The organism is Halomicrobium urmianum (assembly GCF_020217425.1).
Classification (GTDB): Archaea; Halobacteriota; Halobacteria; order Halobacteriales; family Haloarculaceae; genus Halomicrobium; species Halomicrobium urmianum.
Genome location: NZ_CP084090.1, coordinates 3,095,147 through 3,118,994, shown reverse-complemented (window position 1 = coordinate 3,118,994; position 23,848 = coordinate 3,095,147). Strand labels below are relative to the sequence as shown.

The window sequence follows — 23,848 nt, the reverse complement described above, 5'->3', positions numbered from 1 at the left end:
TCACTTATCCTTTGTTGTGGTTAACGATGATATTTTCCGGGAGACGGCGGGGCGACAGGGGCAGATGAGCGGGATTTAAGCGTCCGCGAGACCCCGTATCGTGTGACATGAGATTGCACGAATACCAGGCGAAGCAGGTCTTCGCCGACGCCGGGATTCCGACCCCGGCATCGACGCTGGCCGAGACCGTCGACGACGCGGTCGCGGCCGCGGAGGACATCGGCTATCCGGTCGCGATCAAGGCGCAGGTCCACGTCGGTGGCCGGGGCAAGGCCGGCGGCATCAAGCTCGCGGAGGACGCCGAGGAGGCCCGCGAGTACGCCGACGACATCCTCGGTATGGACCTCAAGGGCTACGAGGTCGACCGCGTGCTCGTCGAGGAGGCCGTCGACTTCGAGAACGAGCTGTACGTGGGCGTCACCATGGACCGCGGCGAGGGCGAGCCCGTAGCCATGGTCTCGACCCGCGGCGGCGTCAACATCGAGGAGGTCGCCGAGGAGGACCCCGACGCCATCGCGCGCGAGCACATCGACCCCGCGTTCGGCATGCACCCCTACCAGGCCCGCAAGGTCGTCTACGAGGCCGGCGTCGACCGCGCCGTGGCCAACGACGTCGCGAGCGTCCTGCAGACGCTCTACCAGATCTGGGACGACCGCGACGGCTCCGACGCCGAAATCAACCCCCTGATGATCACGGCCGACGACGAGGTCGTCGCGGCCGACGCCGTCTTCAACGTCGACTCCGACGCCCTCTTCCGCCAGCCCGAGATCCAGGAGATGGAGGAGGAGGCCAGCGGCGGCGACGAACTCGAGCAGAAGGCCGACGAGTACGGCTTCGACTACGTCCGACTCGACGGCAACGTCGGCATCATCGGCAACGGCGCGGGCCTCGTCATGACGACGCTGGACCTCGTCGACCACTTCGGCGGCTCCCCTGCCAACTTCCTCGACGTCGGGGGCGGCGCCAAGGCCCAGCGCATCGCGAACGCGCTGGACATGGTGTTCTCCGACGACAACGTCGACTCCGTCGTCTTCAACATCTTCGGTGGGATCACCCGCGGCGACGAGGTCGCGGAAGGTATCAACCAGGCGCTGGAGCAGTTCGACGAGATCCCCAAGCCCGTCACCGTCCGCCTGGCCGGCACGAACGCCGAGGAAGGAATGGAGATTCTCAACGAGGACCTGGTCACGGTCGAGCACACGCTGGAGGACGCCGTCCAGCGTGCAGTGGAGTACGCACAGGAGGTGGATGCATGAGCGTTCTAGTCGACGAAGACACGCGCGTCGTGGTGCAGGGTATCACCGGCGGTGAGGGCAAGTTCCACACCGAGCAGATGCTGGAGTACGGGACCAACGTGGTCGCCGGCGCAGTGCCGGGCCGCGGCGGCCAGGAAGTGGCCGGCGTCCCGGTCTACGACACGGTCCACGAGGCCGCCCGCGAGGAGGACGCCAACGCCTCCGTCGTGTTCGTCCCGCCGGCGTTCGCGGGCGACGCGCTGTTCGAGGCGCTGGACTCCCCGGTCGACCTCGTCGTGGCCATCACCGAGGGCATCCCGACCCAGGACATGGCCCGCGTCAAGCGCAAGCTGCGGGAGACCGACACGCACCTCGTCGGCCCGAACTGCCCGGGCGTCATCACGCCGGGCGTCGCCAAGCTGGGCATCCTGCCAGGCAACATCTTCTCCGAGGGCGACGTCGGCCTCGTCTCCCGCTCGGGCACGCTGACCTACCAGGTCGTCGACGACCTGACCTCGCGGGGCATCGGCCAGACCACCGCCATCGGCATCGGCGGCGACCCGATCATCGGCACGTCGTTCATCGACGCCCTGGAGCTGTTCGAGAACGACCCCGACACGAAGGCGGTCGTCATGTGCGGCGAGATCGGCGGCGAGGACGAGGAGAACGCCGCCCAGTACATCGCCGAGCACATGGACACGCCCGTCGCCGGCTTCATCGCCGGCCGCACCGCCCCGCCGGGCAAGCGCATGGGCCACGCCGGCGCCATCGTCTCCGGCTCCGGAACCGGCACCGCCGAGTCGAAGATCGACGCCCTCAACGACGCCGGCGTCCCCGTGGGCGACACGCCCGAAGAGGTCGCCGAGCACGTCGAGGACCTGCTGTAACCGGTAGCTGACCGGTACTCCGCGGCAGGGCCGCGATAGTACCGTTCTCAGTTTCCGAAATCGGACGCTGACTGCGGCCGGCGGTCCCGATCCGTGACGAACGCTACCGTATCGCAATCGGTCGATTACGGGCGACACGACCGCCGTGAACGTTCCGATGTAGCTTTATGCCGGGAAGCGGAAGCTTCGAATATGCCCCACACCTGTCGGAACTGCAAGCGGACCTTCAGCACGGAACTCGAACTCGAACTCCACCGCGACACGTGCTCGGCCGGCGAGCTCATCTGCGACGACTGCGGCGAGCGGTTCGCCGAGCGAACGGCCACCACGGACGGCTGGCACTATCGATGCCCGAACGAGGACTGCGACGGCGAGGGCATCGGCGACGACATCCACCGCATCGACGACATCCGCGTAGAGACGAACTGACAGAGCGACGTGTCGCTCACCGAACGAGGACCGCAGATCGGCCAGTCGTCCCGGTCGTCCGTACCGGCAGGACGCGCTTCCCGCTCGTCCCCGGCAGGTGTCGATTCTCGTCGTGCCGACTCTCATCACGCCCGTTTTCGACGCTCTCCGGCGGTCGCTGATCGCTCTCCTCACGGTGGTCCCGTCGACGAGCACGTCCGGCCGCCGCGCGCGGTCGGCCCCCGAGGCCGGCGATATCACTGTTAATAAACGGGGACCAGCTATACGGAGGTCGGCACGTAACGGGCGAGAAGATGATCGAAGCGCGGGACGTACGCAAGGAGTACGGCGAGTTCGTCGCCGTGGCGGGCAGCACCTTCTCGGTGGAGCGTGGCGAGGTGTTCGGCGTCATCGGCCCGAACGGAGCGGGCAAGACGACGACGCTGAAGATGCTCGCCGGGCTGATCGAACCGACCGGGGGCGAGGTGTCCGTCGCCGGGTACGACGCCGGCGAGACGGAGATGCGCCGGCGGCTGGGATTCCTGCCCGAGGAGTCGCCCCTCTACGAGGAGATGACGCCCGTCTCTTACCTCTCTTTCTTCGCCGACCTCTACGACGTCCCCGACGACGTCGCCCGCGAGCGCATGCACGAGACGCTGGACGAACTGGACCTCCAGCACCGCGAGCGGAAACTGGGGGACATGTCCAAGGGGATGAAGCGGAAGGTGGCCATCGCGCGCTCGCTGATCAACGATCCCGACGTGCTGATCTACGACGAACCGGCCAGCGGGCTGGACCCGCTGACGACCAACTACGTCATCGACTTCACCGAGCAACTGGCCGAGGAGGGCAAGACCATCGTCTTCTCGGCGCACAACCTCTATCACGTCGAGTCCATCTGCGACCGCGTCGCCATCATGAACGAGGGGCGAATCGTCGCTCGCGGCGACCTCGACGAGTTACAGGACGAGTACGGCGACCGCCGCTACCACGTGTACACGACCGTCGAGGTGCCCGAGGCGGTCAGCGAGAACGGAACCTGGCGGCGGGTCGTCGAGTCGATGGACGGCGTGGAGGCGACCCGCGAGGCAGCGGCCGGGAACGGCGGCGAGGTGGTCGACATCCGCACCGAGGAGTCGAGCCTCGAGGAGGTCTTCCTGAACGTCGCCGACGACGAGACGCCGGGAACTCGATACGTCGAGGAGGCCTGAATGAACCCGCGGAAGCTCCTGCGGATCGCGAAGTGGGAGGTGACGAAGAACGCCGGAGGCGTCGACCGCCGGACCGTCGCCGTCACCGTCGTCGCCGTCCTAGCGATGGCGCTCGTCGGCGCGGTGGCCGCCGCCGGCGGCACCGGGATGGACAGTGGCATCTACCGCGTGGGCGTCGCCGAGAACAGCCCCTACTACGGCCCCGCGAAGGAGGACCCGTCGTTCGTCGTCCAGGAACCGGACCCCGCGGCGGTCCGGCGGGGCGAGCAGGACCTGCTCTTCCGGAACGGCGGCCTCGCGAACCGGCCCGTCACGGACAAGCAGCGCGCCGCGCTGACGGCCTTCCGCGAGAGCGTCCAGGGGTACAACGAACGGCGGATGGCGGCGGCGGCCGAATCGGGCAACCGGACCGCGGCGTACCCCGTCTCGGTGACCCTGGTCTACGAGGAACAGAGCGGCGTCACGGTGCGCTCGGGAAGCGGTGGGTCCGGTGACGGCGGCAGCGACGACGAGAGCACGGCCAGCGGTAGCGACGGGGGCGACGGCAGCACTGGATCGGACGGCGGCAACGATGGATCCGGCGACGGCAGCGGTGGTAGCGGTACGGTCAGCGGAAGCGGCGGGTCGGGCGACGCGGCGGGCGGCCTCAGCGACTTCGGGGCCGGCCTCACCGGCGGCGACACGTCGGGGACGCCGGGGGACATCTCGCCGCCGTTCCCCTTCGAGTCGCTCGTGCTGGCCTTCCTCTTCGTCGTCCCGCTGAACTTCGTCATCCAGGCCTACGGGAGTTCGATGCTCTCCGAGCGGCTGAATCGCCGCGGCGAACTGCTGCTGGTGGCTCCGGTGACCCGTACCGACATCGTGGCGGGGAAGACGCTACCGTACTTCGCCGGCGCGATGGGCGTCGTGGCGGCAATCACGCTGGCGCTGCGGGCGAGCGGGCTCGCCGCGGGCGGGAGCCGCGTCGCGGTGCTGGCGATGGCACCGCTGGCGCTGCTCTTCCTCGCGGCGACGTTCTGCGGCGCCATGTTCGCCCGCTCGTTCAAGGAACTGACTTTCGTCACGGTGACGGTCACCGTCGCGCTGACGAGCTACGCGTTCGTCCCGGCCATCTTCACGGACGTGACGCCCATCGCGCTGATATCCCCGCTGACGGTCGTCGTCCGGGACCTCCAGGGCGAGGCCGTCGGACTGGGCGGCGCCCTGTTCTCGACGCTGCCGCCGACGCTGACGGCCGTGGCGCTGTTCGGACTGGGCGCCGGCCTCTACCGCGAGGAGGACATGTTCACCCAGCGGCCCGTCCCGCTGAAGGTGCTCGACGCGCTCTCCGGCCGGATCGCGTCGAAGCGGAGCGCGGCGACGCTCTCGGTGATCCTGCTGCCGTTCGTCTTCGTCGCGGAGCTGGTCGCCGTCGCCTTCCTCTTCGCGCTGGGGGAAATCTCAGTCGTGCTCGTGCTGCTCCCGGTCGTGGTGATCGAGGAGGTCGCCAAGAGCCTCCACCTGTACGCGGGCTTCGAGAGCGGGCGCTACGACCGCTCACTCCGGACGGCCCTCGTCGTCGGCGCGCTGTCCGGCCTGGGCTTTTTCGTCGCCGAGAAGTTCGTCGCCGTCGCGCAGGTGGTCGGTCTCCAGGAGATCGACGCCGGCCGGGCGGCGCTGGCGACCGGCCTGGTACCGTCGGACCTGAACCCGCTGTTGATCGCCGGCCTCCTGCTGGCCCCGCTAGTCCTGCACGTCGCGACGGCCGCCGTCTCGGCGCTTGGCGCGCGGCGGGACCGCCGCGCCTACACCGCCGCGCTCGGGGTAGCGATGGCGGTTCACTTCGCCTACAACTACACGGTGGTGGTCACCCTTGGCTGATCCGCGCCTGGCGATCGCGCGTCGGGACCTCGCCGGCCTGCGGCGCGAGAAGACCATCGTCCTCGCACTGCTGATCCAGCTGTTCGTGGCGGCCTTCTCCTCGTTCCTCGTGGTCGGGCTGACCTCGATGTACGACCCCTCGTCGGTGGAGTCGGGCGGGGTCGAGATGGCCGTCACGGGGGACGCGCGGGACGAACTCCTCGCGGCCGCCGAACGCCACGACTCCGTCGAGGCCGTCCCGGTCGAGGACGCCGACGCGGCGCGGACGGCCTTCCAGTCGGGGCGCGTCCACGCGATACTGGCGGGTTCCTACGCCGACGCCTCAGATGGTGGCAGACGAATACTGCAGGTCCGAGCGACGGCACCGGAGGGGAGCATCCGCACGACGCTCGTGGTCGTCCAGGTTCGGCAGGTGCTGCAGACGCTGGAGCGCCAGGAGCGGTTCGAGCGCGTCGACCACCTCGGGACCTCGCCGGTTCCGTTGCCGCCGGAGAGCGACGGCAGCCCGTACTTCGGGTTCACCTACACCGTCCTCCTCCCGCTGTTGCTCTTCCTGCCGCCCTTTATCAGCGGCTCCGTGGCGGTCGACGCGGTGACCGAGGAGATCGAGCGGGGGACCCTGGAGCTGCTGCGGGCCGCGCCGGTGTCGCTGGTGGACGTCGTCGACGGCAAGTCGCTGGCGATGGTCCTGCTCGCGCCCGCTCAGGCCGCGCTGTGGATCCTGTTGCTGCGGTTCAACGGCATCGACGTCGCCCACCCGCTCGCGCTGCTCGCGTTCGTCGCCGCTGTCGCGACGCTGACCGTGGTCATCGGCGTCGTCCTCGGCCTACGGACGGGCCGGCGGCGGCCCGCCCAGTTGCTCTACTCCGTGGGGACGCTCGTCGTCTTCGGCGGCGCCGTGGTGCTGCCGGAGCATCCGGCGACGACCGCCGCGAAGCTCGCCGTCGACAGCCCGACCGCGCTCACCTACGCCCACGTCGCCGGCTACGCCGTCGCCGCCGTCGCGCTGTACGCGCTGGCCCGGCGTTACGTCGAGCGGGTCGAACCTGAAGGCCTGTAGTCCCGGGAGAGACTGTCGTTTCGGGGACACGTCGGCGCACTTTTTTGCTCCAGCCGGCCGGCCGAGTTCGTATGGAGTACACCACCCTCGGTACGACCGGAACGAAGGTCAGCCGGATCTGCCTGGGCTGTATGAGCTTCGGCACCCCCGAATGGCGCAAGTGGGTCCTCGACGAGGAGGAGAGCCGCGAGATCATCGACCGGGCCATCGACCTGGGGATCAACTTCTTCGACACGGCCAACGTCTACTCGACGGGCGAGAGCGAGCGCGTCCTCGGGAACGCGCTCTCCGGGTACGACCGCGACGAGCAGGTCGTCGCGACCAAGGTCTACGGGGAGATGGGCGACGACCCGAACAAGCAGGGGCTCTCGCGGAAGGCCATCGAGCAGGAACTGGACCACTCGCTGGATCGCCTCGGCATGGACACGGTCGACCTCTACCAGATCCACCGCTGGGACTACGACACGCCCATCGAGACGACGCTGCGGGCGCTCGACGACGCCGTCCGCCGCGGCGAGGTCCGCCACGTCGGGGCCTCCTCGATGTGGGCCCACCAGTTCCAGGAGGCGCTGCACGCGGCCGACGACCTCGACCTGGAGCGCTTCGAGACGATGCAGAACCACTACAACCTCGTCTACCGCGAGGAGGAACGGGAGATGCTGCCCCTCTGCGAGCGGGAGGACGTCGGCGTCGTCCCGTGGAGTCCCCTGGCGCGCGGGTACCTCACCCGGCCGCACGAGGACATCGACGCCACCACCCGCGGCGAGACGGAAGAGCGCATCTACGACCACCCGTACCGCGAGGGCGGCGGGAAGGAGGTCAACGAGCGCGTCCAGGAACTGGCCGACGAGTACGACGCCACGATGGCCCAGATAGCCCTCGCCTGGCTGTTCCACAAGGACTGGGTCGACGCGCCCATCGTGGGCACCACGAGCGTCGAGCACCTCGAACAGGCCGTCGAGGCGCTTGACATCGACCTCGCCGAGAGCGACGTGGAGTGGCTGGAGGAGCCCTACGAGCCCGTGGAAGTCTCCGGGCACGAGTAGCGTGGTCTGAGCGAAGCGGAGACCACGTCGAAACGAACGGTGAGCGAAGCGAGCCGTGAGTAGCGAGGTCGTGAGCAAACGGCCTCGAAGCGAGCGGGAGCCGAGCGGAGCGAGGCCGAACGGCGTGAGGCCTCGTCACAGACGAACGGCGACTGCAGGGAGCCGCGAGTAGCGCGCTCGACAGCCGTCAGGGCACCCGACCGCCGGGCGTCCCGCGCTCGCTCGTCCCAGCCTGCTCGTGGGTGTGGTGGTAGAAGCGGAGCAGAGGCCGGTCGTCATCGCCACCGATCGGCTCGAAGCAGACGCGTCGGAACCGCTCGTTCTCGATCAGATTTACGGCGACGCCTTCCTCGTGGACGGAGACCGAGGCGTAGTCGCTGTTGCAGATCGGACAGTCGTCAGGTGGGTCTGACGCCGCCATCGGTCACCGCGCCCGGACCTGGTCGGCCACGCGCTGGACGGTCTGGTACTCCCCCTCGCTGTAGGCGATGAAGCGCACGTCCACCAGCGAGTCGGGCTCGTAGTCGCGGATCTCCCCGGCGACGATCTCCGCGCCCTCGGCGAGGTCGAACCCGGCGACGCCGCAGCCCAGCGCCGGGATCACCATCGACACGGCCCCGAGTTCGTCGGCGCTCTCCAGCGCGTTGCGGGTCGCGTCGCGGATGCTCTCGGCCGTCGCCTTCCCGTCGCCGTAGTGGGGCATCGCGGCGGCGTGGATCACGCGATCGGCGTCGAGGTTGTACGCGTCCGTGACCGCCACCTCGCCGAGGTCGACGGGTCCCTTCTCGACGGCCGCGTCGTTGATCTCCTGACCCGCGCCGCGGCGGAGCGCGCCGGCGACGCCCGACCCCATCTGGAGGCTCGTCCCGGCGGCGTTGACGAGCACGTCCGCCGACTGTGCGGCGATGTCGCCCTGAACGACCTCGAAGTCCATGTGCAGCGATTCGTGACGGATTCCCAAATGCTCTTCCCGGCGGGCGGAACTGAACGACAGCGGCGGAGCGTGCGGGAACGCCCCCGAAGCACGGGACGGGGATCGGATTGGGGGAGAATACTGAAACGACGGGCGACCGAAGCGGCCGTATGAACTCGGGCGTCGAACCGCTGGCGGTCGCGGTCAGCGACGTGCTGTTCTGCCACTGGCCGATCGCCGAGGACGCGGCCGAGGACGTCGTTCCGCCGTGGCTCTCGCCGGACACGCTCGCGGGGTCGGCATGGACCAGCGTCGTCGCCCTGCGGATGGACCGCTTCGACGCGTTCGGGCTGCCGGTGCGGGAGGGGCTGGAGGCCGTGAACCTGCGGACGTACGTCCGGGGGCCGTCTGGCGACCGCGGCGTCTACTTCCTCTCGCTCGACACGACGGACCGGCTGGCCGTCGAGACGGCCCGGCGACTGTTCAGGCTCCCGTATCACCGCGCGACGGTCGAGCGGTCGACCGAGGGCGGGAAGACGACTGTCCTCTCTCGACGGCGAGACGGGTCGGGCGCCGGCGTCACGGCGACGTTCTCGCCGAAGGGCGACCCCGACCCGCCGGAGGCGGACACGCTCCACTCCTTCCTGACGGAGCGGTACCGCTACTTCACGGAGGGGCCGCTCGGAACGCGGCTCGTCGGATCGGTGGGGCACGAGCCGTGGCCGCTCCAGTCGGTCGACGCGACGGTCGAGGTCGACGGGCTCCTGTCGGCGGAGGGAATCGAGACCGGCGGTGACCCGCTCTATCACTACAGTCCCGGCGTCCGGATCCGGATCGGGCCGCCGGGACCGGTCCGCTCGACGGCCGCGGGGCGTCGCCGAGACGGGGAGGTATAACCCCGGGCGGCCCGTAACCGGGTCCGATGGTCGAGGCCGCGATCGTCGATCTCGACGGGACGGTGTACCACGGCGACGAACCGCTGTCGGGGGCGAGCGAGGGCATCGACGCGCTGCGGGCCGCGGGCGCGTCGCTGCTGTTCTTCTCGAACAACCCGATCTACGACGGCGAGGACTACGTCGAACGGCTCCGGGGAATGGGGCTGGACGTCCGCCACGGCGAGGCCGTCTCGTCGGCCGACGTGACACGCGAGTACCTGGTCGAGCGTCACGCCGACGACGAGCTCTTCCTGGTGGGGACCGACGCGCTGGGCGACATGCTCCGGACGGCGGGCGTAGCGCTGACCGACGAGCCCGAGTCGGCCGACGTCCTGTTGGCCTCGTGGACGCCCGAGTTCGGCTACGACGACCTGGTCGACGCGCTCCGGGTCGCCGACGGTCACGGGACCGTACTGCTCGGCACCGACCCCGACCGGACCTTCCCGGGCAGCGAGGGCAAGCCCATCCCCGGGTCCGGCGCCGTCATCAACGCCGTCGCCGGCGTGCTGGAGCGGGAGCCTGACCGCGTGCTGGGCAAGCCCTCGGAGGAGGCGCTCGCGGCGGCGCTGGAGCGACTCGACGTCCCCGCCGAGGACGTCCTCGTCGTCGGCGACCGACTGGACACCGACATCGCCATGGGTGAGCGGGCGGGCATGGAGACGGCCGTCGTGCTGACCGGCGTCACCAACAGGGCGGACGTCGAGGCCAGCGACGTCTCCCCCGACCACGTCCTCGACTCCCTGGCCGACGTCGGCCGACTCATCAACTGACCGTCTATTTTATCGTGGCAGGCGACGTAGCTCCCGACGCGCGCTACGCGCGGTGTTCCCAATGGGCAAGGACATACTCATGATCGTCGGCGACTTCGGCGAGGACTACGAGATAATGGTGCCGTTTCAGGCGCTGCAAGCGGTCGGGCACGACGTCGATGCGGTGTGCCCCGAGAAGGAGGCGGGCGACTCGATCAAGACCGCCATCCACGACTTCCGCGGGGACCAGACCTACGTGGAGGAGCGAGGACACGACTTCGAGCTGAACGCGACCATGGACGACGTGGACCCGGCGGAGTACGACGCGCTCGTCGTCCCCGGCGGCCGGGCGCCGGAGTACCTCCGGACCTACGACGAGGTGCTCGACGCGGTCCGACACTTCTTCGAGGAGGACAAGCCCGTGGCGGCGCTGTGTCACGGGCCGCAGATCCTCGCGGCAGCGGACGTCCTCGACGGCTACGAGATGACCGCCTACCCGGCCGTCCGCGCCGAGTGCGAGGCCGCCGGCTGCTCGTGGGTCGACGAGGTCACGCGAGACGGCAACCTCGTCACCGGGCAGGCGTGGCCCGACCACTCCGAGTGGATCGCCGAGTTCCTCGACCTCCTCGGGACGGAGGTCAGCCACGGAGAGGCGGTCGCCGCCGACGACTGACGCGAGGTTCTGACCGACGGGAAGAATCTCGGAATGTGCGAGCGGGAGCGACGTGAGGAGCGACACGCGAGCCGCGAGGGCGAGCGCTAGCGAGGCCCCTCCGAACCCTTTTTTGTGGCGGTCGGCGAACGGTGCGTATGGTCGACCGAGCGGAGCTCAGAGAGCAGTTCGTCGACGCCTTCGAGGACGCCGACTACCCCGTCTCCAGCCCGATGGATCTCGTGCCGGCGCTCCCGAACGGCCCCTCGACGACGTTCGAGTCGGGCGAGTTCTCGATGACCGCGATGGAGCTGAACACGAAGCTCTCCGGGGACTTCCCCTACGACGACGTCGACGCCTTCGTCGACGACGTCATGGACGAACTCGCCGAGCAGGACCTCGTCTAGGGCCGGCTATCGCGCCAGGACGATCACCGCGCCGACCGCGGCCAGCCCCAGTCCGAGCAGCAACTGGTTGACCAGCCAGTTGTCCGCCCGGACGATAGAGGCCGAGAACCACCGCTTCGAGAGCGGCCAGAACGGCGTGATTCCCATTGGCGTCAGCGCGTCGGCCAGCAGGTGGGAGAGGACGGCCAGCGCACCGGCGGCGAAGCCGAACCCGGACAGCGCCGCGGCGTCGTAGCCGGGAACGACGCCGGCAGCGAGGTGGCCGGCCGCGCCGACGCCGGCGCCGATCAGCCCCGCGAACGCCAGCGTGTGCGTCGGACCGCGGTGCTCGACGAACGGCAGTCGGTGGTCGCAGTCCGGCAGCGTCGCCAGCGAGACGACGACGGCGCCGCCGACGAGCGCGAGCGCCTGGTGGCCCGCCACGATCGTCGCGAACCCCACCGGCGCGTACAGCAGTAGCGCCGCCCCGAGGTGCCCGTTCCGGTACACGCTCGCGTGTCTGTCCCGTTCCGACATAAACCGTGGCATCGCTGGCGACGGGCCGCGGCCAGTGGGGCTGCGGGCCCCTCGCAGACGGACTTTTGTCGCTCCTCGCGCTAGGTCGAAACATGCAGGTCCTGGCGCGGCTGGTCGAGACGTTCGGCCCCTTCCTGATCCCGGCGACGCTGTTCGTCGTCGGGGTCGTCGGGTACGCCGTGCTGTGGCTCCTGACCGGCCGGGGCGACGACTGGACGGCCGAGGACGAGGCGGAGGGATAGCCTTTTGCGTCCCATGGCGCAAACTAGTGGTGATGCTGAGCGCGACGATGGAGGACTACCTCAAGGCCCTCTACCGGCTCCAGCGCGACGAGGAGGGGCCCGTCTCGACCTCGGCGCTGGCCGACGCGCTCGACGTCACCCCGCCGACGGCATCGAGCTCGCTGGAGAAGCTCGAGGACCGGGGATTCGTCGAGCGCGAGAAGTACGCCGGCGCGCGCCTGAGCCCCGAGGGCGAGACGGTCGCGCTCGAGGTCATCCGGCACCACCGCCTGCTGGAGACGTATCTCACGGAGTACCTCGGCTACGACTGGGCCGAAGTTCACGACGAGGCCGACCGGCTTGAACACCACATCAGCGAGGAGTTCGAGCGCCGCGTCGCCGCGGCGCTGGACGACCCGAAGGTCGACCCACACGGGGATCCCATCCCCAGCGAGACGCTCGAACCGGTCGACGAGGAACCGCCGGACACGCTCGGCGAGCACGGGGTCAGCGACGTCCTCGTCGTCGAGCGGGTCAGCGACCGCGACCCCGAAGAACTGGCCTACCTCTCCGAGCGCGGCATCGCGCCCGGGACCGAACTGACCGTCGTCGACGTCGCACCTATCGGGATGGTCACCGTTGAGGTCGACGGCGAGGAAGTGGCGCTACCGGACCGGATCGCCGGCCTGATCCACGTCCGGACCGCCGACAGGGAGGCGACCGCCTGATGGAGGGACTCGACGACACCGACCGAGAGATCCTCCGCCTGCTGCTCGAAGACGCCCGCCGCCCCTACAGCGAGATTGGCGACGCCGTCGACCTGTCGGGGCCCGCGGTCGCCGACCGCATCGACCGGCTCCGGGAACGCGGGCTCATCGAGCGGTTCACGCTCGAACTGGACCGGTCGCTGCTCCGCGAGGGCGTCCACGTGTTCGTCGCGCTCGACGTCGAGCCCGCGGCCGCCGAGCAGGTCGCGGACGCGCTGGCCGGCGTCGACGCCGTCGAACACGTCTTCCGGAGCGTCGACGCCCGGGTGACCTTCACCGCAACGGTGCCCGACGGCGACGTGACGGCGCTGCTCGGCACCCACGACCTGCTGGACGACGTCCGAGAGTACGAGGTGCGCGTCCTGGTCGACGCTGAGTGGACGCCGGGCCTCGGCGACGCGGAACTGGCCCCCGAGTGCGCCGAGTGCGGGAACTCCGTCGACGTCGAGGGAGCGTCGGCGACGCTGGACGGGGAGACCTACTACTTCTGCTGTGAGTCCTGCGAATCGCGGTTCGTCGATCAGTACGAGGAGCTCCGCGAGGGCGCGTGACCAGTTCGGGTTCCGAGACTGAGGGCGGGTTCTACGCGGGAAGTCTACGCTGGATGGTGGTATCGTCTAGTTTACCCGGCTAACGAGCGGCCTTCGCCGATCCGCTGAAAGGACAAACCGCATGAACGGTCGGGCCCTACTCCAGACCAAAATGAGTGACCGGACGGCCAGGCTGGACGTCACGGGGATGACCTGCGCGAACTGCGCAGCGACCGTCGAGGACGCGCTCGGCGACCTCGACGGGGTGACGTCGGTCGACGTCAACGCCGCGACCGACGAGTCGCAGGTCGAGTACGATTCGGAGCGCACGTCGCTCGCGGCGATATACGACGCGGTCGAGGACGCGGGGTACGGCGCGGTCTCGGCGACGACGACAGTCGCCATCACGGACCTGAGATGTGCGAACTGCGCCGAGAGCAACGAGACGGCCCTCGAGGGAACGCCCGGGGTGATCGAGGCGGAGGTCAACTACGCGACCGACGAGGCGCAGGTCCGGTACAACCCGGCCGACGCCGACCGGGCTGACCTCTACGGGACCATCGAACGGGCCGGCTACACCCCGGTCCGCGAAGAGAGCGACGACGCCGACGAGAACGAGGACGCACGCGACGTCGCCCGGCAGGAGGAGATCCGCCACCAGCGGAACCGCTTCCTGTTCGGCGCCGTCCTGTCGCTGCCCCTGCTGGCGATCATGGCCGATCACCTGCTGGACCTCGGCCTGATCGGCGACGCCGTCCTCGGGATACCCACCGAGTGGATCGCCTTCGCCCTGGCGACGCCCGTCCAGATCGCGCTGGGCAAGCCGTTCTACGAGAACTCCTACCGCGCGCTCGCGACCAACGGCCGGGCGAACATGGACGTGCTGATCATGCTGGGGTCGACGACCGCGTACGTCTTCAGCGTCGCCGTCGTCATCGGGCTGCTCCCCGCCCAGACGTACTTCGACACCGCGGCGCTGATCCTGGTGTTCATCACGCTGGGCAACTACCTCGAGGCCCGCTCGAAGGGCCAGGCCGGCGAGGCGATCCGCTCGCTGCTGGAGATGGAGGCCGAGACGGCGACGGTCGTCCGCGAGGAGGACGGCCGGACCGTCGAGGAGGAGGTCCCCCTCGAGGACGTCGAAGTCGGCGACCGGATGAAAGCCCGGCCCGGCGAGCAGATCCCGACCGACGGCGTGGTCGTCGACGGGAACAGCGCGGTCGACGAGTCGATGGTCACCGGCGAGTCCGTCCCGGTCGAGAAAGGCGAGGGCGACGAGGTGATCGGCTCGACGGTCAACCAGAACGGCGTCCTCGTGGTCGAGGCCACGCAGGTCGGCGAGGAGACGGCGATCCAGCAGCTCGTCCGCCGCGTGAAGGACGCCCAGTCGCGCCAGCCCGACATCCAGCGCGTCGCCGACCGCATCTCGGCGTACTTCGTCCCCGCGGTCATCGGCAACGCCGTCCTGTGGGGCCTGCTGTGGTGGCAGTTCCCGCAGGCGCTGGCCGGCTTCGTGAACTCCCTGCCGCTGTGGGGCCCGCTCGGCGGCGGCCCCGCCGTCGTCGGCGGGACGCTCGGCGTCGCCGAGTTCTCCATCGTCGTGTTCGCCAGCGCCGTACTGATCGCCTGCCCCTGCGCGCTGGGGCTGGCGACGCCCGCCGCGACGATGGTCGGGACCGCTATCGGCGCCCGCAACGGCGTCCTCTTCGAGGGCGGCGACGTCCTCGAACGCGTCCGCGACGTCGACGCCGTCGTCTTCGACAAGACCGGAACGCTGACTCAGGGCGAGATGGAGCTGACCGACGTCGTCCCCATCGACGCGGCCGCGGACGGAGGAGCCGTCGCTGACGGCGGCGCGCTCGAACCCCGCGAGATCACCGAGGAGTTCGTCCTCGGAGCCGCTGCGAGCGCCGAGAGCGCCAGCGAGCACCCGCTGGCACAGGCCATCGTCGAGGGCGCCCGCGAGCGCGGCGTCGACGTCGAGGAGCCCGCGGCGTTCGAGAACGTCCCCGGCAAGGGCGTCGTCGCCGAGACGAGCCACGGCGAGGTGGTCGTCGGCAACCGCGGCCTGCTGGCGGAGCGCGGTATCGACGTCGGCCCCGCCGAGGCGACGATGGACGAACTCGAGCGCGAGGGCAAGACCGCCGTGCTCGTCGCCGTCGACGGCCGCCTCGTCGGCGTGCTGGCCGACGCCGACACGGTCAAGGACTCCGCCGAGCGGGCGGTCGCGGACCTGCGTGGGCGGGGCCTCGACGTGTGGATGATCACCGGTGACAACGAGCGGACCGCCCGCGCCGTCGCCGAGCGCGTCGGCATCGACCCCGACCAGGTGAAGGCGGGGGTCCTCCCCGAGGACAAGGCCGACGCCGTCGAGGCCAGCCAGGAGGAGGGCCGCGCGATGATGGTCGGCGACGGCGTCAACGACGCCCCCGCACTGGCTACCGCGTACGTCGGCTGCGCCATCGGGAGCGGTACCGACGTAGCCATCGAGGCCGCCGACGTGACGCTGATGCGCGACGACCCCGCCGACGTGCTGAAGGCCATCCGCGTCTCCGACGCCACGCTCCGGAAGATCAAGCAGAACCTCTTCTGGGCGCTCGGCTACAACACCGTCATGATCCCGCTGGCCAGCCTGGGCCTGCTCGAACCCGTCCTGGCCGCCGCCGCGATGGCCGCCTCCAGCGTCTCCGTGCTGACCAACAGCCTCGCCTTCCGGAGCTACGAGCCCGAGGAGGACTACCGCCTGCTGGGCTTCCTGCGGCCCTGACGTGACGCGCTGCGGCCGCCGGTAGCGCGTCGGTGCGACCGCGGCCCGAGCCGGCGCGGCCGCTGGTTCCCACTTGGCTGACGCCTCTCGTCCCCGTCGACTACTGGTTCGACGTACAGAAGTCGCTATTACCGCCTATCAGGGAGCCAGTAACCATCCACGTCGACGGTGGTTGACCGCGTCCCGGCGGCAATTCCCGGCTTCGCGCGCCTTTTTCGACTTCTGACCCTAAACTGTACCGTACCATGACAGATTCTCTCGACAGACGCTCCCTTATCAAGCGCGCCGGATCGGTCGCAGTCGTCGGAGCGCTCGCCGGTTGCGGCGACGGCGGCGGGGGCGAAGACGGCGAAGACGGCGGTGCCGAGGAACCGGGGGAACCCGAGGCAAACGACACCCGTACCGGCGAGGGCACGCCGACCGAAGGGCTCGGCGTCGAGGGCGACACGACTGCGACTCCGGACGGTGGAGCGGGCAACGAGACCGAAATGGACAACGAAACGGACGTGGGAGTGGGCAACGAAACTGGCGAGGACAACGAGACTGTCTGAGAGATCACAATCTCCTCGAAACGAACCGACAGGCCGCACTTCCACCAATCCGCGTTGCTGGAGTTCAGGACTCACCGGGCACGCCGAAGCCACGTGAACGCACAGCCTGTGCTCGAAAGGTCAAGTTTCCACGATCAGGAACTCGAATGCCCCGTCTCGTCCGGTCCTCGCGTCCGCGCGTCGCAGAACGGGCGTGGCGGGACTGAGCGAAGCCGCAGGCTTCGCGAGGGTCGCCACGCCCGCGAGCGTGTTCCGAACGGACGTGAGGAACCGCGAAGCGGGCGTGGCGGGATTCGAACCACGGTCGGACGTGCTTGCTACGCTGCGCGCGACCTCCCTGCTTCGGAATCCCACCGTGCCGTTTTCACGGCTCACTTCGTTCGCCGGAAAACGGGCGTGGCGGGATTCGAACCGGAGCCAGACGGTCGGCCTCGCTCCGCTCGGCCGCTGCGACTGGCAGGGTTCGAATCCCGTTCCGGTTCAGTCACCGACTCGCTACGCTCGTCGGTTCCTTGCACGGGCGTGGCGGGATTCGAACCCGCGATCGAGGGGTTAGGAACCCCTCGCCCTGTCCGCTAGGCCACACGCCCTACCGGCCGATAGCGTGCGCCTGCGAAAAACGCTTTGCGTTCCACTGTCGGTCGGGAAAGAGTGGGAAAACCGGGGAAGGATTACCGCTCGGTCGTTTCGGTGGTCGACTCCGTGGCGTCGACGTCCGTACCGACGTCGTCGGTGGAGGCGGTACTACCGGAACCGGTGCCGCCGTCCTTGATCTCCTCGAGCTCCTGCTCGACTTCCTCGCGACCCTTCTGGAATTCACCCATTGCCTGACCCGTCGACCGGGCGAGCTTGGGGATCTTGTTTGCACCGAACAGGAGGACCGCGATCAGGAGGATGATCATCATCTCCTGGGTCCCCGGCAGTCCGATCTGAAGTACGGATACTACCATCGTAGCAGGACTTAACGTGGTGGCTATTATAGGCTTTTTGCTCAGTTGAAATAGGACGTTACCGCCCCTGAGGACTGGAGTCGGTCGAAGACGGAACGCACTTGCCCGTGCCGCCAGAATCACGGGCGTGATGCCAACGACCGGCGACGAAGCTCCGGACTTTTCGGCACCGCTCGCCAACGGCGACGTCGATTCGTTCACTCTCTCGGAGCGCCTCGACGAGGCACCGCTGGTGCTGGCCTTCTTCCCCGGCGCGTTCACCAGCGTCTGCAGCCACGAGATGAACACCTTCGACGACCGCCTCGGAGAGTTCGAGGACGCGGGCGCGTCCGTCTACGGCGTCAGCGTCGACACGCCCTTCAGCCAGAACGCGTTCCGCGACGAGCTCGACCTCTCCTTCGGCCTGATCAGCGACACCAACCGAGACGTCGTCGAGGAGTGGGACCTGACCATGGACTTCGACGAACTCGGCGTCGACAACGTCGCCAAGCGGTCGGTGTTCGTCGTCAACGGCGACGGCGAGATCACTTACTCCTGGGTCAGCGACGACCCCGGCGTCGAACCCGACTACGACGAGGTCCTCGGCGCCGTCCACGCCGAGTAGGCGAGGGCTTTTCTCGGTCGGCCGTCAACCGTGTTTCATGAGCGATAGCGCCGAGCGAGAGCAGGCTGCGGAGCGGTGGCGTGTCTACGATCCCGACGACGAGCACTCGTTCCCCGACGAGCGAGTCAACGAGGTCCTCGAGTACGTCAAAAACGACGAGCAAGTCCAGGCCTACCTGGAGGCCCAGAACGTCAACCCGGTGACCCGCAAGCGGTACAACGATCACGGGGCCAAGCACATCTCGATCGTCCGCAACCGGGCGATGTGTCTCTACGACCTCCTCAAGCGAGGCGACGTCCCGTTCAACGGCGCGAGCGACCAGGGCCTCGCCGAGGCCGACGAGGCCGTCATCGTCGCGCTGGCGGCGACCCTCCACGACATCGGCCACGTCGTCCACCGCGACGAGCACGCGTACTACTCGATCCCGCTGGCCGCCGACCTGCTCGACGAGATCCTGCCGGAGTTCTACGACGTCGCCGACGCCGTCCGGATGAAGGGCGAGGTCCTACACGCGATCCTCTGTCACCACACCTCCGAGGAGCCGCTGACCACCGAGGCCGGCGTCGTCCGGGTCTCCGACGCGCTGGACATGGAGGCCGGCCGCTCGCGGATCCCCTACCACCAGGGCGGCCGCGGCATCAACACCGTCTCCAGTCAGGCCATCGAGCGCGTCTCGCTCCAGCCCGGCGACGACCACCCCGTCCTCGTCGAGATTCGGATGACCAACGCCGCCGGCGTCTATCAGGTCGACAACCTCCTCAAGGCGAAGCTCCGGGGTTCCGGGATCGAGGACCAGGTTCGGATCGTCGCCCTCAACCTCGAGGACAACGACGAACGGATCGTCGAGCGCATCGAGCTGTGACCCCGGGGTGGATCTAAGGTCGGGATTATCGTCCTTTCAGAGGACTCTACTGCACGTTATCGCCTGAATGACTTTGACCGTATACCGCACACGTGTAGTCATGAGTGTGTCACCGGCTGACGGCCCCCGTCACTCCCCGGAGTCCGACCCCCCGGATCCGAACGAGACGAGCATCCGTACCCGCGTCGGCGACGCAGGCGCGTCGCTGTTCGACCGCGTCCGATCGGCCATCTCGAGTTTCGTGACGAGCGACGACGTCGACCCCGCCTCGGCCGCGCTCCTCGAGGAACCCCCCGGATCGCCCTCGATGGACGACTACCCCGACCGCGACTACCCGCTGACGTTCCCGGTGCGCGACCGGGTCGGGACCAACAGCCCCGACGTGGTCGCCCTCGAAACCGAGGAGGGGCTCAGGCTCTCCGTCCCCGAGAATCCCGACGCGGTCATCACGAGCGATGTCTGGACGACCGTCGATCGATGAGCGGTCCCGCGAGCGACCGACGGGGTTCGACCGCCCGGACGATGCCGTAGTCCACCCGTCCGGTTTCTAGTAGAAATTGAAACTATTTACACATCGAGGGGCACCCCGGGTGCCCTTCGGGTGTGTCAGTGCGTTCAATTTCTACTATCGCCACGGCAGTGCGTGCGAGTGTCGTCGACGCGGCGTCACAAGCCGCCGTTACCGCTCACCCCGACTCCGTCTCCCTTTCCCCTTCTCGCCTGGCACACGCTTCCGCCTACTCCCAGAATGCACCGCTTGAAATACATCGTTAGCCCCCGGTTTTGATAGCCCCTGTCGTAGTACTCCGTCTTTAAGCCCGCGTTCGAGGCTATTTAAGACGCGAAAAATCGGTCGAGACGCTGGACCTCGCGACGGAATCTGCCCTTCTGGGAAGCAATCGAGTCGAGATGGCAGGGACGCCTTTTCCGCTCCGGACAGTCGTTCGCTTCGTTCGCGACAACCGCGTAGAACGCGGCGATCGGGATTTGGACCACGCGAAGACGGTCGGCCTCGCTTCGCTCGGCCGCTGCGTCTTCTCTACTTCAAATCCATCCGTACGGCAGTTACTGCTCGCGGATTGCTCGCAATAAAATGCGGCGACCGGGATTTGAACCCGGGCCATGAGCTTGGAAGGCTCAGGTCCTACCACTAGACCATCGCCGCGCAGTGTCGCGCCGCGTTCAGCGGCATCCGTCGATTACAGGCGGTCGATTAAGGGCGTTTCCCTTCGGGACGAACGACGGCGTAGCAGTTCCCGCTGGACACCCGGGCGTCGACGACGGCCAGTCCGCCCTCCCGCAAGTCCCGCTCGAACTCCGCCGGAGCGTAGACGTGATAGTACCGGGGGACGACGTCGCCGTCCGGTAGCGTCCAGTCGATCGTCGTGTCGAATCCCCGTTCGTCGTCGGCCGACGCGTCGAATCGGTCGTGGGCCGTGCTCCAGGCGCTCACCAGCGCACGGCCGCCGGATGCGAGGACGCGCGCCAGCTCGGACAGGCTCGCGACGCGCTCGCTGTGCGTCGGGAGGTGGTGGAGCGTAGCGACGTAGACCGCAGCGTCGACCGCGCCGTCAGCGACAGGGAGCCGCGACGCGTCGCCGGCGAGCAGGTCGAACCGCGTCGCCGGATCGGCGTCCGACAGACGATCTCGGGCCTCGACGAGGAGGCCGCGGCTGGCGTCCAGTGCGAGCACGCGATCGACGGCCGCCGCGAGCGTCTCCGCGTGGCGGCCGTTTCCACAGCCGACGTCGAGCCCGACGGTCGGCCCAGATTCCGTCCCCAACTCCTCAGCGACGTCGTCGACGAACGCCTCGACTTCGGGCCAGGCGTACTCGCGGGTCTTCGAGAAGTGCGCCGCGATGGTCTCGTAGGTCCGCCGGACGTCCCCCCGCGTCGGCTGGTCGGCCATCCCGCTACTCGTCGCCGTACTTCTCGGGGTAGGCCTCGGCCAGCAGGTCCTCGCGGTCGGCCAGTCGCTCGCGGACGGGGTCGATGACCTCTGAGATGCACTCGCCCGCCGCCGGCTTGAGGTCCGCGGGGTGGAGCTCCTCGCTGACGAAGTCCGCCTCCAGGGACTCGTAGTCCTCGTAGGTGAGGTCGCCGCCGTACTCCTCGGGTCGCTCGACGACGAACGTCTCGCCGCGCTGCTCGAGGACCGGGAACACGAGGTGGTCGAGGTACTCGAGGACGCCGTTGTCCTCGACCTCGCCCATCGGGCAGTAGGCCTCCTGAATCTTCTCGACGACGGCGTCGCGGTCGTCCGTGAGGTTCACCTTCGAGGACTCGTCGGAGGCGCTCATCTTGCCGCCCGTCAGTCCCGACAGCAGCGGTGCGAACAGACAGACCGGCGCCTCGCCGCCGTGGTCGGGCAGGATCTCGCGGGAGAGCATGTAGATGCCCCGCTGGTCGACGCCGCCGTAGGCGATGTCGGCGTCCAGCGCGTCGACGTCCAGCGTCTGCATCAGCGGGTAGATGAGCCCGCCGAGGTTCGGCGACTCCGACTCGCGGACGACCTCGCTGGCGGCCCGCTGGGTCCGGGCGATGGTCGTCTCTGCGGCCATGCGGTACATCTCCAGCGTGTAGTCCTCGTCTAGCTGGAAGTCCGTTCCGCGGACGAACTCGACGTCGTCGGGGTCGGCCCCGGCCGCGTCGATCATCCCCTCGATGGCGACGCGGTAGTACTCCGACCGCGCGTCCAGCAGGTCGAAGGGGCTCTTCTCGTCGTCGAGGTGGGCGTGCAGGTCGGCGATCAGCACGGTCACGTCCACGCCCGCCTGCAGGAAGTCCGCGAGCTTCCGCATCGTCGTGAAGTGGCCGATGTGCATCTCGCCGGTCGGCGCGTAGCCGATGTACGCCGACGGGTCGTCGCCCTCGAGCAGCGTCTCCAGCTCGTCCTCGGTGACGACCTCCTCCGTGTGGCGCGTCACCAGATCGAGCCGCTCGGCGGTGTCCATACTCCCGATTCCCGCCGCCGCCGATTAAAACGTTCCTTTCCCCGAACGCGACCCCGTTCCCAGCGTCGCAGCCAGTGCGGACAACCTCGTCCTCTAGTCGTCCACTTCCGGAACATCCCCAGGCGATCAGAAGTGTACTTTCCTCCCATGACTGGAAAATTTTAAATAGAAGAGGGAGCGCAACGACTCAGGATGGAACGGTTCGTGGCCGCGATGGCGTTAGCTGTACTCGTGGCGCTCAGCGGCGTCGCTGCGGCCCAGGGCAACGCACCGCCCGAAGCCGCCGCCGGCCTCGACCAGACCGTCGTCGAGGGGGCCACCGTCTACCTCGACGCCGGCGGGTCACGCGACCCGGACGGGAATCTCACCACGTACGAGTGGGAAATTACCGGTCCAAACGGGAGTGCCGTGGCACCGAACGCTTCGGGCGAACAGACACAGTTCACGCCCGGCGGGCCCGGCGAATACGAGGTGACCCTGACTGTCACCGACGACGACGGGGCGAGCCGATCCGACGTGGCGTTCGTCAACGTCCGGGCCGCGCGGGCACCCGAAGTGAACGTCACCGGCCCGTCGACCGTGGTCGCCGGGAAGACCAGGGGCTATAACGTGTCGATGGACGCCCGTGACGGCGGACTCCGGAACGTGACGTTCTACCGCGACGGGACAGCGGAATCGACCCGAGATCTCGGTGCCCGGACGACGACGGTCGAACACGACGAGCAACTCAACGAAACCGGAACGACCGAACTCCGCGCCGTCGCCTGGGATACGTACGGTAACGTCGGTGAAGACACTCTCAGTGTGAGTCTCCGAACCGGACCAGTCCAGAATCACTGTCGACGGTCCCAACGAGACGTCCGTCGGCGTCGTGGAGCGATACGCCGTCAACGCGACGCCGGGTGATTATCCCATCGAGGAAGTGCAACTCGTTCGTGGCGACGACGAGGTACTCTCATCGTCCAGCTCGTCGGTTGAGGGGAACCTGACCTTCGCCAGTGGCGGCGAACAGGAACTCCGTGCCGAAGCCGTCGACGAATACGGGAAGACGGCCAGCGTCACAGTTGCAGTCACTGTCGACGGCGACGGTAGAGGCGGGTCCGGCGGTAACTGTGAGGGTACGTACGTGAACTTCGGCTTGGATGGTCAGGAGTGTCATAATCCAGAGGAGGACGGTATGCGGTCGGATGCTGTACTTGGGGATGTGGTGTTTCTCAACAATGGTCAAGAGGGTCTCCAAATGGGTCTAGATGGTAATAGGATTAATATGACCAATGATGAATTAGGTGAATTTACTGGTGAAGGTCCAAATGAGGATGTATTAAGTATAGATAGGTTAGAGAGCTCAATAAGCAATGCTGATGATAATACTCGAATAGAGACACCCTCGATCACCAGTTCTACAAGTGGTACTCGTACTAGTTCTGCTACAAGCAGTAATTCTAGTGATAATGACCAAGAATCATATTCTGTAAATGATAGTTCTCAATATAATGTTCAGGATAACAGGGGTAGAGTTGTAGATAGATACGCTGAATATCGGGGGCTTTCACCATGAGTGATTTGTGTACTTGGCCAGCCCTAGCTGCTATCGCATTATTGTTATTGGCGGGATGTGCTGAGCCAATTAATAATATAGATACAACCGAGCAGAATCAAGAAGAAACCCTGACTAAGACAGAGGATGTCCAATTTACCGAGAAAAGTGGAGGTTCCAACACACCCACTGAGGAGCAGACAAGATCTTCGATAAGAACCACTGA

Annotated in this window: 27 protein-coding genes and 2 tRNA genes; 21 read left to right on the top strand and 8 right to left on the bottom strand. The window is 67.8% G+C overall.

Annotation, left to right across the window (positions count from 1 at the left end; genetic code table 11):
- Positions 1–107 precede the first annotated feature (107 nt).
- The 7 genes from sucC (at position 108) to LCY71_RS15700 (ending at position 7,707) form a co-directional block, all read left to right on the top strand.
- Positions 108–1,256, top strand: a complete 1,149-nt coding sequence (gene sucC / locus LCY71_RS15730; protein ID WP_225334089.1) for an ADP-forming succinate--CoA ligase subunit beta — start codon at positions 108–110, stop codon at positions 1,254–1,256.
- Entirely contained in the window at positions 1,253–2,122 is an 870-nt protein-coding gene (sucD, locus tag LCY71_RS15725) for a succinate--CoA ligase subunit alpha (RefSeq protein ID WP_225334088.1), read from the top strand. The genes sucC and sucD overlap by 4 nt, the downstream gene beginning before the upstream one ends.
- Before the next feature lie 192 nt (positions 2,123–2,314).
- Complete coding sequence (locus LCY71_RS15720) at positions 2,315–2,551, top strand: HVO_2901 family zinc finger protein (protein WP_225334087.1); 237 nt, start codon at positions 2,315–2,317, stop codon at positions 2,549–2,551.
- Between the two features lie 293 nt (positions 2,552–2,844).
- Positions 2,845–3,741: an ABC transporter ATP-binding protein gene (locus tag LCY71_RS15715; RefSeq protein ID WP_225334086.1), complete on the top strand. Its 897-nt coding sequence runs from the start codon at positions 2,845–2,847 to the stop codon at positions 3,739–3,741.
- Positions 3,742–5,601, top strand: coding sequence for an ABC transporter permease family protein (locus tag LCY71_RS15710; RefSeq protein ID WP_225334085.1), 1,860 nt, complete (start codon positions 3,742–3,744; stop codon positions 5,599–5,601).
- Positions 5,594–6,661 carry an ABC transporter permease gene (locus tag LCY71_RS15705; protein ID WP_225334084.1) on the top strand — a complete coding sequence of 356 codons (1,068 nt, stop codon included), beginning with the start codon at positions 5,594–5,596 and terminating at the stop codon, positions 6,659–6,661. The genes LCY71_RS15710 and LCY71_RS15705 overlap by 8 nt, the downstream gene beginning before the upstream one ends.
- Before the next feature lie 71 nt (positions 6,662–6,732).
- Positions 6,733–7,707 carry an aldo/keto reductase gene (locus tag LCY71_RS15700; protein WP_225334083.1) on the top strand — a complete coding sequence of 325 codons (975 nt, stop codon included), beginning with the start codon at positions 6,733–6,735 and terminating at the stop codon, positions 7,705–7,707.
- A 187-nt stretch (positions 7,708–7,894) separates the two neighbouring features.
- Here the strand turns inward: LCY71_RS15700 and LCY71_RS15695 are convergent, their stop codons facing one another.
- Both LCY71_RS15695 and LCY71_RS15690 read right to left on the bottom strand, forming a co-directional pair.
- Positions 7,895–8,128, bottom strand: a complete 234-nt coding sequence (locus LCY71_RS15695) for a DUF8145 family protein (RefSeq protein WP_225334082.1) — start codon at positions 8,126–8,128, stop codon at positions 7,895–7,897.
- Between the two features lie 3 nt (positions 8,129–8,131).
- Positions 8,132–8,641 carry a macro domain-containing protein gene (locus tag LCY71_RS15690; protein ID WP_225334081.1) on the bottom strand — a complete coding sequence of 170 codons (510 nt, stop codon included), beginning with the start codon at positions 8,639–8,641 and terminating at the stop codon, positions 8,132–8,134.
- A 149-nt stretch (positions 8,642–8,790) separates the two neighbouring features.
- Between LCY71_RS15690 and LCY71_RS15685 the strand changes: the two genes are divergently transcribed.
- The 4 genes from LCY71_RS15685 (at position 8,791) to LCY71_RS15670 (ending at position 11,363) form a co-directional block, all read left to right on the top strand.
- On the top strand, positions 8,791–9,516 hold the full coding sequence (locus LCY71_RS15685; protein WP_225334080.1) for a YqjF family protein: 726 nt from the start codon (positions 8,791–8,793) through the stop codon (positions 9,514–9,516).
- Positions 9,517–9,542: 26 nt separating this feature from the next.
- On the top strand, positions 9,543–10,325 hold the full coding sequence (locus tag LCY71_RS15680) for an HAD-IIA family hydrolase (protein WP_225334079.1): 783 nt from the start codon (positions 9,543–9,545) through the stop codon (positions 10,323–10,325).
- A gap of 61 nt (positions 10,326–10,386) precedes the next feature.
- Positions 10,387–10,977, top strand: coding sequence for a DJ-1/PfpI family protein (locus LCY71_RS15675; RefSeq protein WP_225334078.1), 591 nt, complete (start codon positions 10,387–10,389; stop codon positions 10,975–10,977).
- Positions 10,978–11,114: 137 nt separating this feature from the next.
- Positions 11,115–11,363, top strand: coding sequence for an MTH865 family protein (locus LCY71_RS15670; RefSeq protein ID WP_225334077.1), 249 nt, complete (start codon positions 11,115–11,117; stop codon positions 11,361–11,363).
- A gap of 6 nt (positions 11,364–11,369) precedes the next feature.
- Here the strand turns inward: LCY71_RS15670 and LCY71_RS15665 are convergent, their stop codons facing one another.
- Positions 11,370–11,852: a metal-dependent hydrolase gene (locus LCY71_RS15665; RefSeq protein ID WP_225334076.1), complete on the bottom strand. Its 483-nt coding sequence runs from the start codon at positions 11,850–11,852 to the stop codon at positions 11,370–11,372.
- A 119-nt stretch (positions 11,853–11,971) separates the two neighbouring features.
- On the opposite strand from LCY71_RS15665, the gene LCY71_RS15660 reads away from it, so the two are divergent.
- From LCY71_RS15660 to LCY71_RS15640, 5 genes are all read left to right on the top strand, one after another.
- Positions 11,972–12,121: a hypothetical protein gene (locus tag LCY71_RS15660; protein WP_225334075.1), complete on the top strand. Its 150-nt coding sequence runs from the start codon at positions 11,972–11,974 to the stop codon at positions 12,119–12,121.
- Between the two features lie 32 nt (positions 12,122–12,153).
- Complete coding sequence (locus tag LCY71_RS15655; RefSeq protein ID WP_225334074.1) at positions 12,154–12,828, top strand: metal-dependent transcriptional regulator; 675 nt, start codon at positions 12,154–12,156, stop codon at positions 12,826–12,828.
- A complete protein-coding gene (locus LCY71_RS15650; RefSeq protein ID WP_225334073.1) occupies positions 12,828–13,418 on the top strand; it encodes an AsnC family transcriptional regulator in 591 nt (196 codons plus the stop codon). Before LCY71_RS15655 ends, LCY71_RS15650 begins: the two co-directional genes overlap by 1 nt.
- Positions 13,419–13,569: 151 nt before the next feature.
- Positions 13,570–16,164, top strand: coding sequence for a heavy metal translocating P-type ATPase (locus LCY71_RS15645; protein WP_225334072.1), 2,595 nt, complete (start codon positions 13,570–13,572; stop codon positions 16,162–16,164).
- Positions 16,165–16,409: 245 nt separating this feature from the next.
- Positions 16,410–16,715 carry a hypothetical protein gene (locus LCY71_RS15640; protein WP_225334071.1) on the top strand — a complete coding sequence of 102 codons (306 nt, stop codon included), beginning with the start codon at positions 16,410–16,412 and terminating at the stop codon, positions 16,713–16,715.
- Between the two features lie 517 nt (positions 16,716–17,232).
- On the opposite strand, the gene LCY71_RS15635 is transcribed toward LCY71_RS15640, so the two are convergent.
- Positions 17,233–17,305: transfer RNA gene (locus LCY71_RS15635), tRNA-Arg, on the bottom strand.
- Positions 17,306–17,386: 81 nt separating this feature from the next.
- A complete protein-coding gene (locus LCY71_RS15630) occupies positions 17,387–17,638 on the bottom strand; it encodes a Sec-independent protein translocase subunit TatA/TatB (RefSeq protein WP_373325172.1) in 252 nt (83 codons plus the stop codon).
- A gap of 157 nt (positions 17,639–17,795) precedes the next feature.
- Here LCY71_RS15630 and LCY71_RS15625 point away from each other — a divergent pair, with 157 nt between their 5' ends.
- From LCY71_RS15625 to LCY71_RS15615, 3 genes are all read left to right on the top strand, one after another.
- Positions 17,796–18,269: a redoxin domain-containing protein gene (locus LCY71_RS15625; protein WP_225334069.1), complete on the top strand. Its 474-nt coding sequence runs from the start codon at positions 17,796–17,798 to the stop codon at positions 18,267–18,269.
- Between the two features lie 37 nt (positions 18,270–18,306).
- Positions 18,307–19,131 (top strand): HD domain-containing protein, encoded by an 825-nt coding sequence (locus tag LCY71_RS15620; protein ID WP_225334068.1) that lies wholly within the window; start codon positions 18,307–18,309, stop codon positions 19,129–19,131.
- Positions 19,132–19,231: 100 nt separating this feature from the next.
- On the top strand, positions 19,232–19,612 hold the full coding sequence (locus LCY71_RS15615) for a hypothetical protein (protein ID WP_225334067.1): 381 nt from the start codon (positions 19,232–19,234) through the stop codon (positions 19,610–19,612).
- Between the two features lie 613 nt (positions 19,613–20,225).
- Here the strand turns inward: LCY71_RS15615 and LCY71_RS15610 are convergent.
- From LCY71_RS15610 to LCY71_RS15600, 3 genes are all read right to left on the bottom strand, one after another.
- Positions 20,226–20,296: transfer RNA gene (locus LCY71_RS15610), tRNA-Gly, on the bottom strand.
- Positions 20,297–20,344: 48 nt separating this feature from the next.
- The gene (locus tag LCY71_RS15605; RefSeq protein ID WP_225334066.1) at positions 20,345–21,040 is read right to left on the bottom strand and encodes a class I SAM-dependent methyltransferase; all 696 of its coding nucleotides are present in this window, start codon (positions 21,038–21,040) and stop codon (positions 20,345–20,347) included.
- Positions 21,041–21,044: 4 nt separating this feature from the next.
- Positions 21,045–22,085, bottom strand: coding sequence for a tyrosine--tRNA ligase (locus LCY71_RS15600; protein WP_225334065.1), 1,041 nt, complete (start codon positions 22,083–22,085; stop codon positions 21,045–21,047).
- Between the two features lie 192 nt (positions 22,086–22,277).
- Here LCY71_RS15600 and LCY71_RS15595 point away from each other — a divergent pair, with 192 nt between their 5' ends.
- Together LCY71_RS15595 and LCY71_RS15590 are read left to right on the top strand one after the other, a co-directional pair.
- A complete protein-coding gene (locus LCY71_RS15595) occupies positions 22,278–22,991 on the top strand; it encodes a PKD domain-containing protein (RefSeq protein WP_225334064.1) in 714 nt (237 codons plus the stop codon).
- On the top strand, positions 22,957–23,643 hold the full coding sequence (locus LCY71_RS15590; protein WP_225334063.1) for a hypothetical protein: 687 nt from the start codon (positions 22,957–22,959) through the stop codon (positions 23,641–23,643). The genes LCY71_RS15595 and LCY71_RS15590 overlap by 35 nt, the downstream gene beginning before the upstream one ends.
- Positions 23,644–23,848 lie beyond the last annotated feature (205 nt).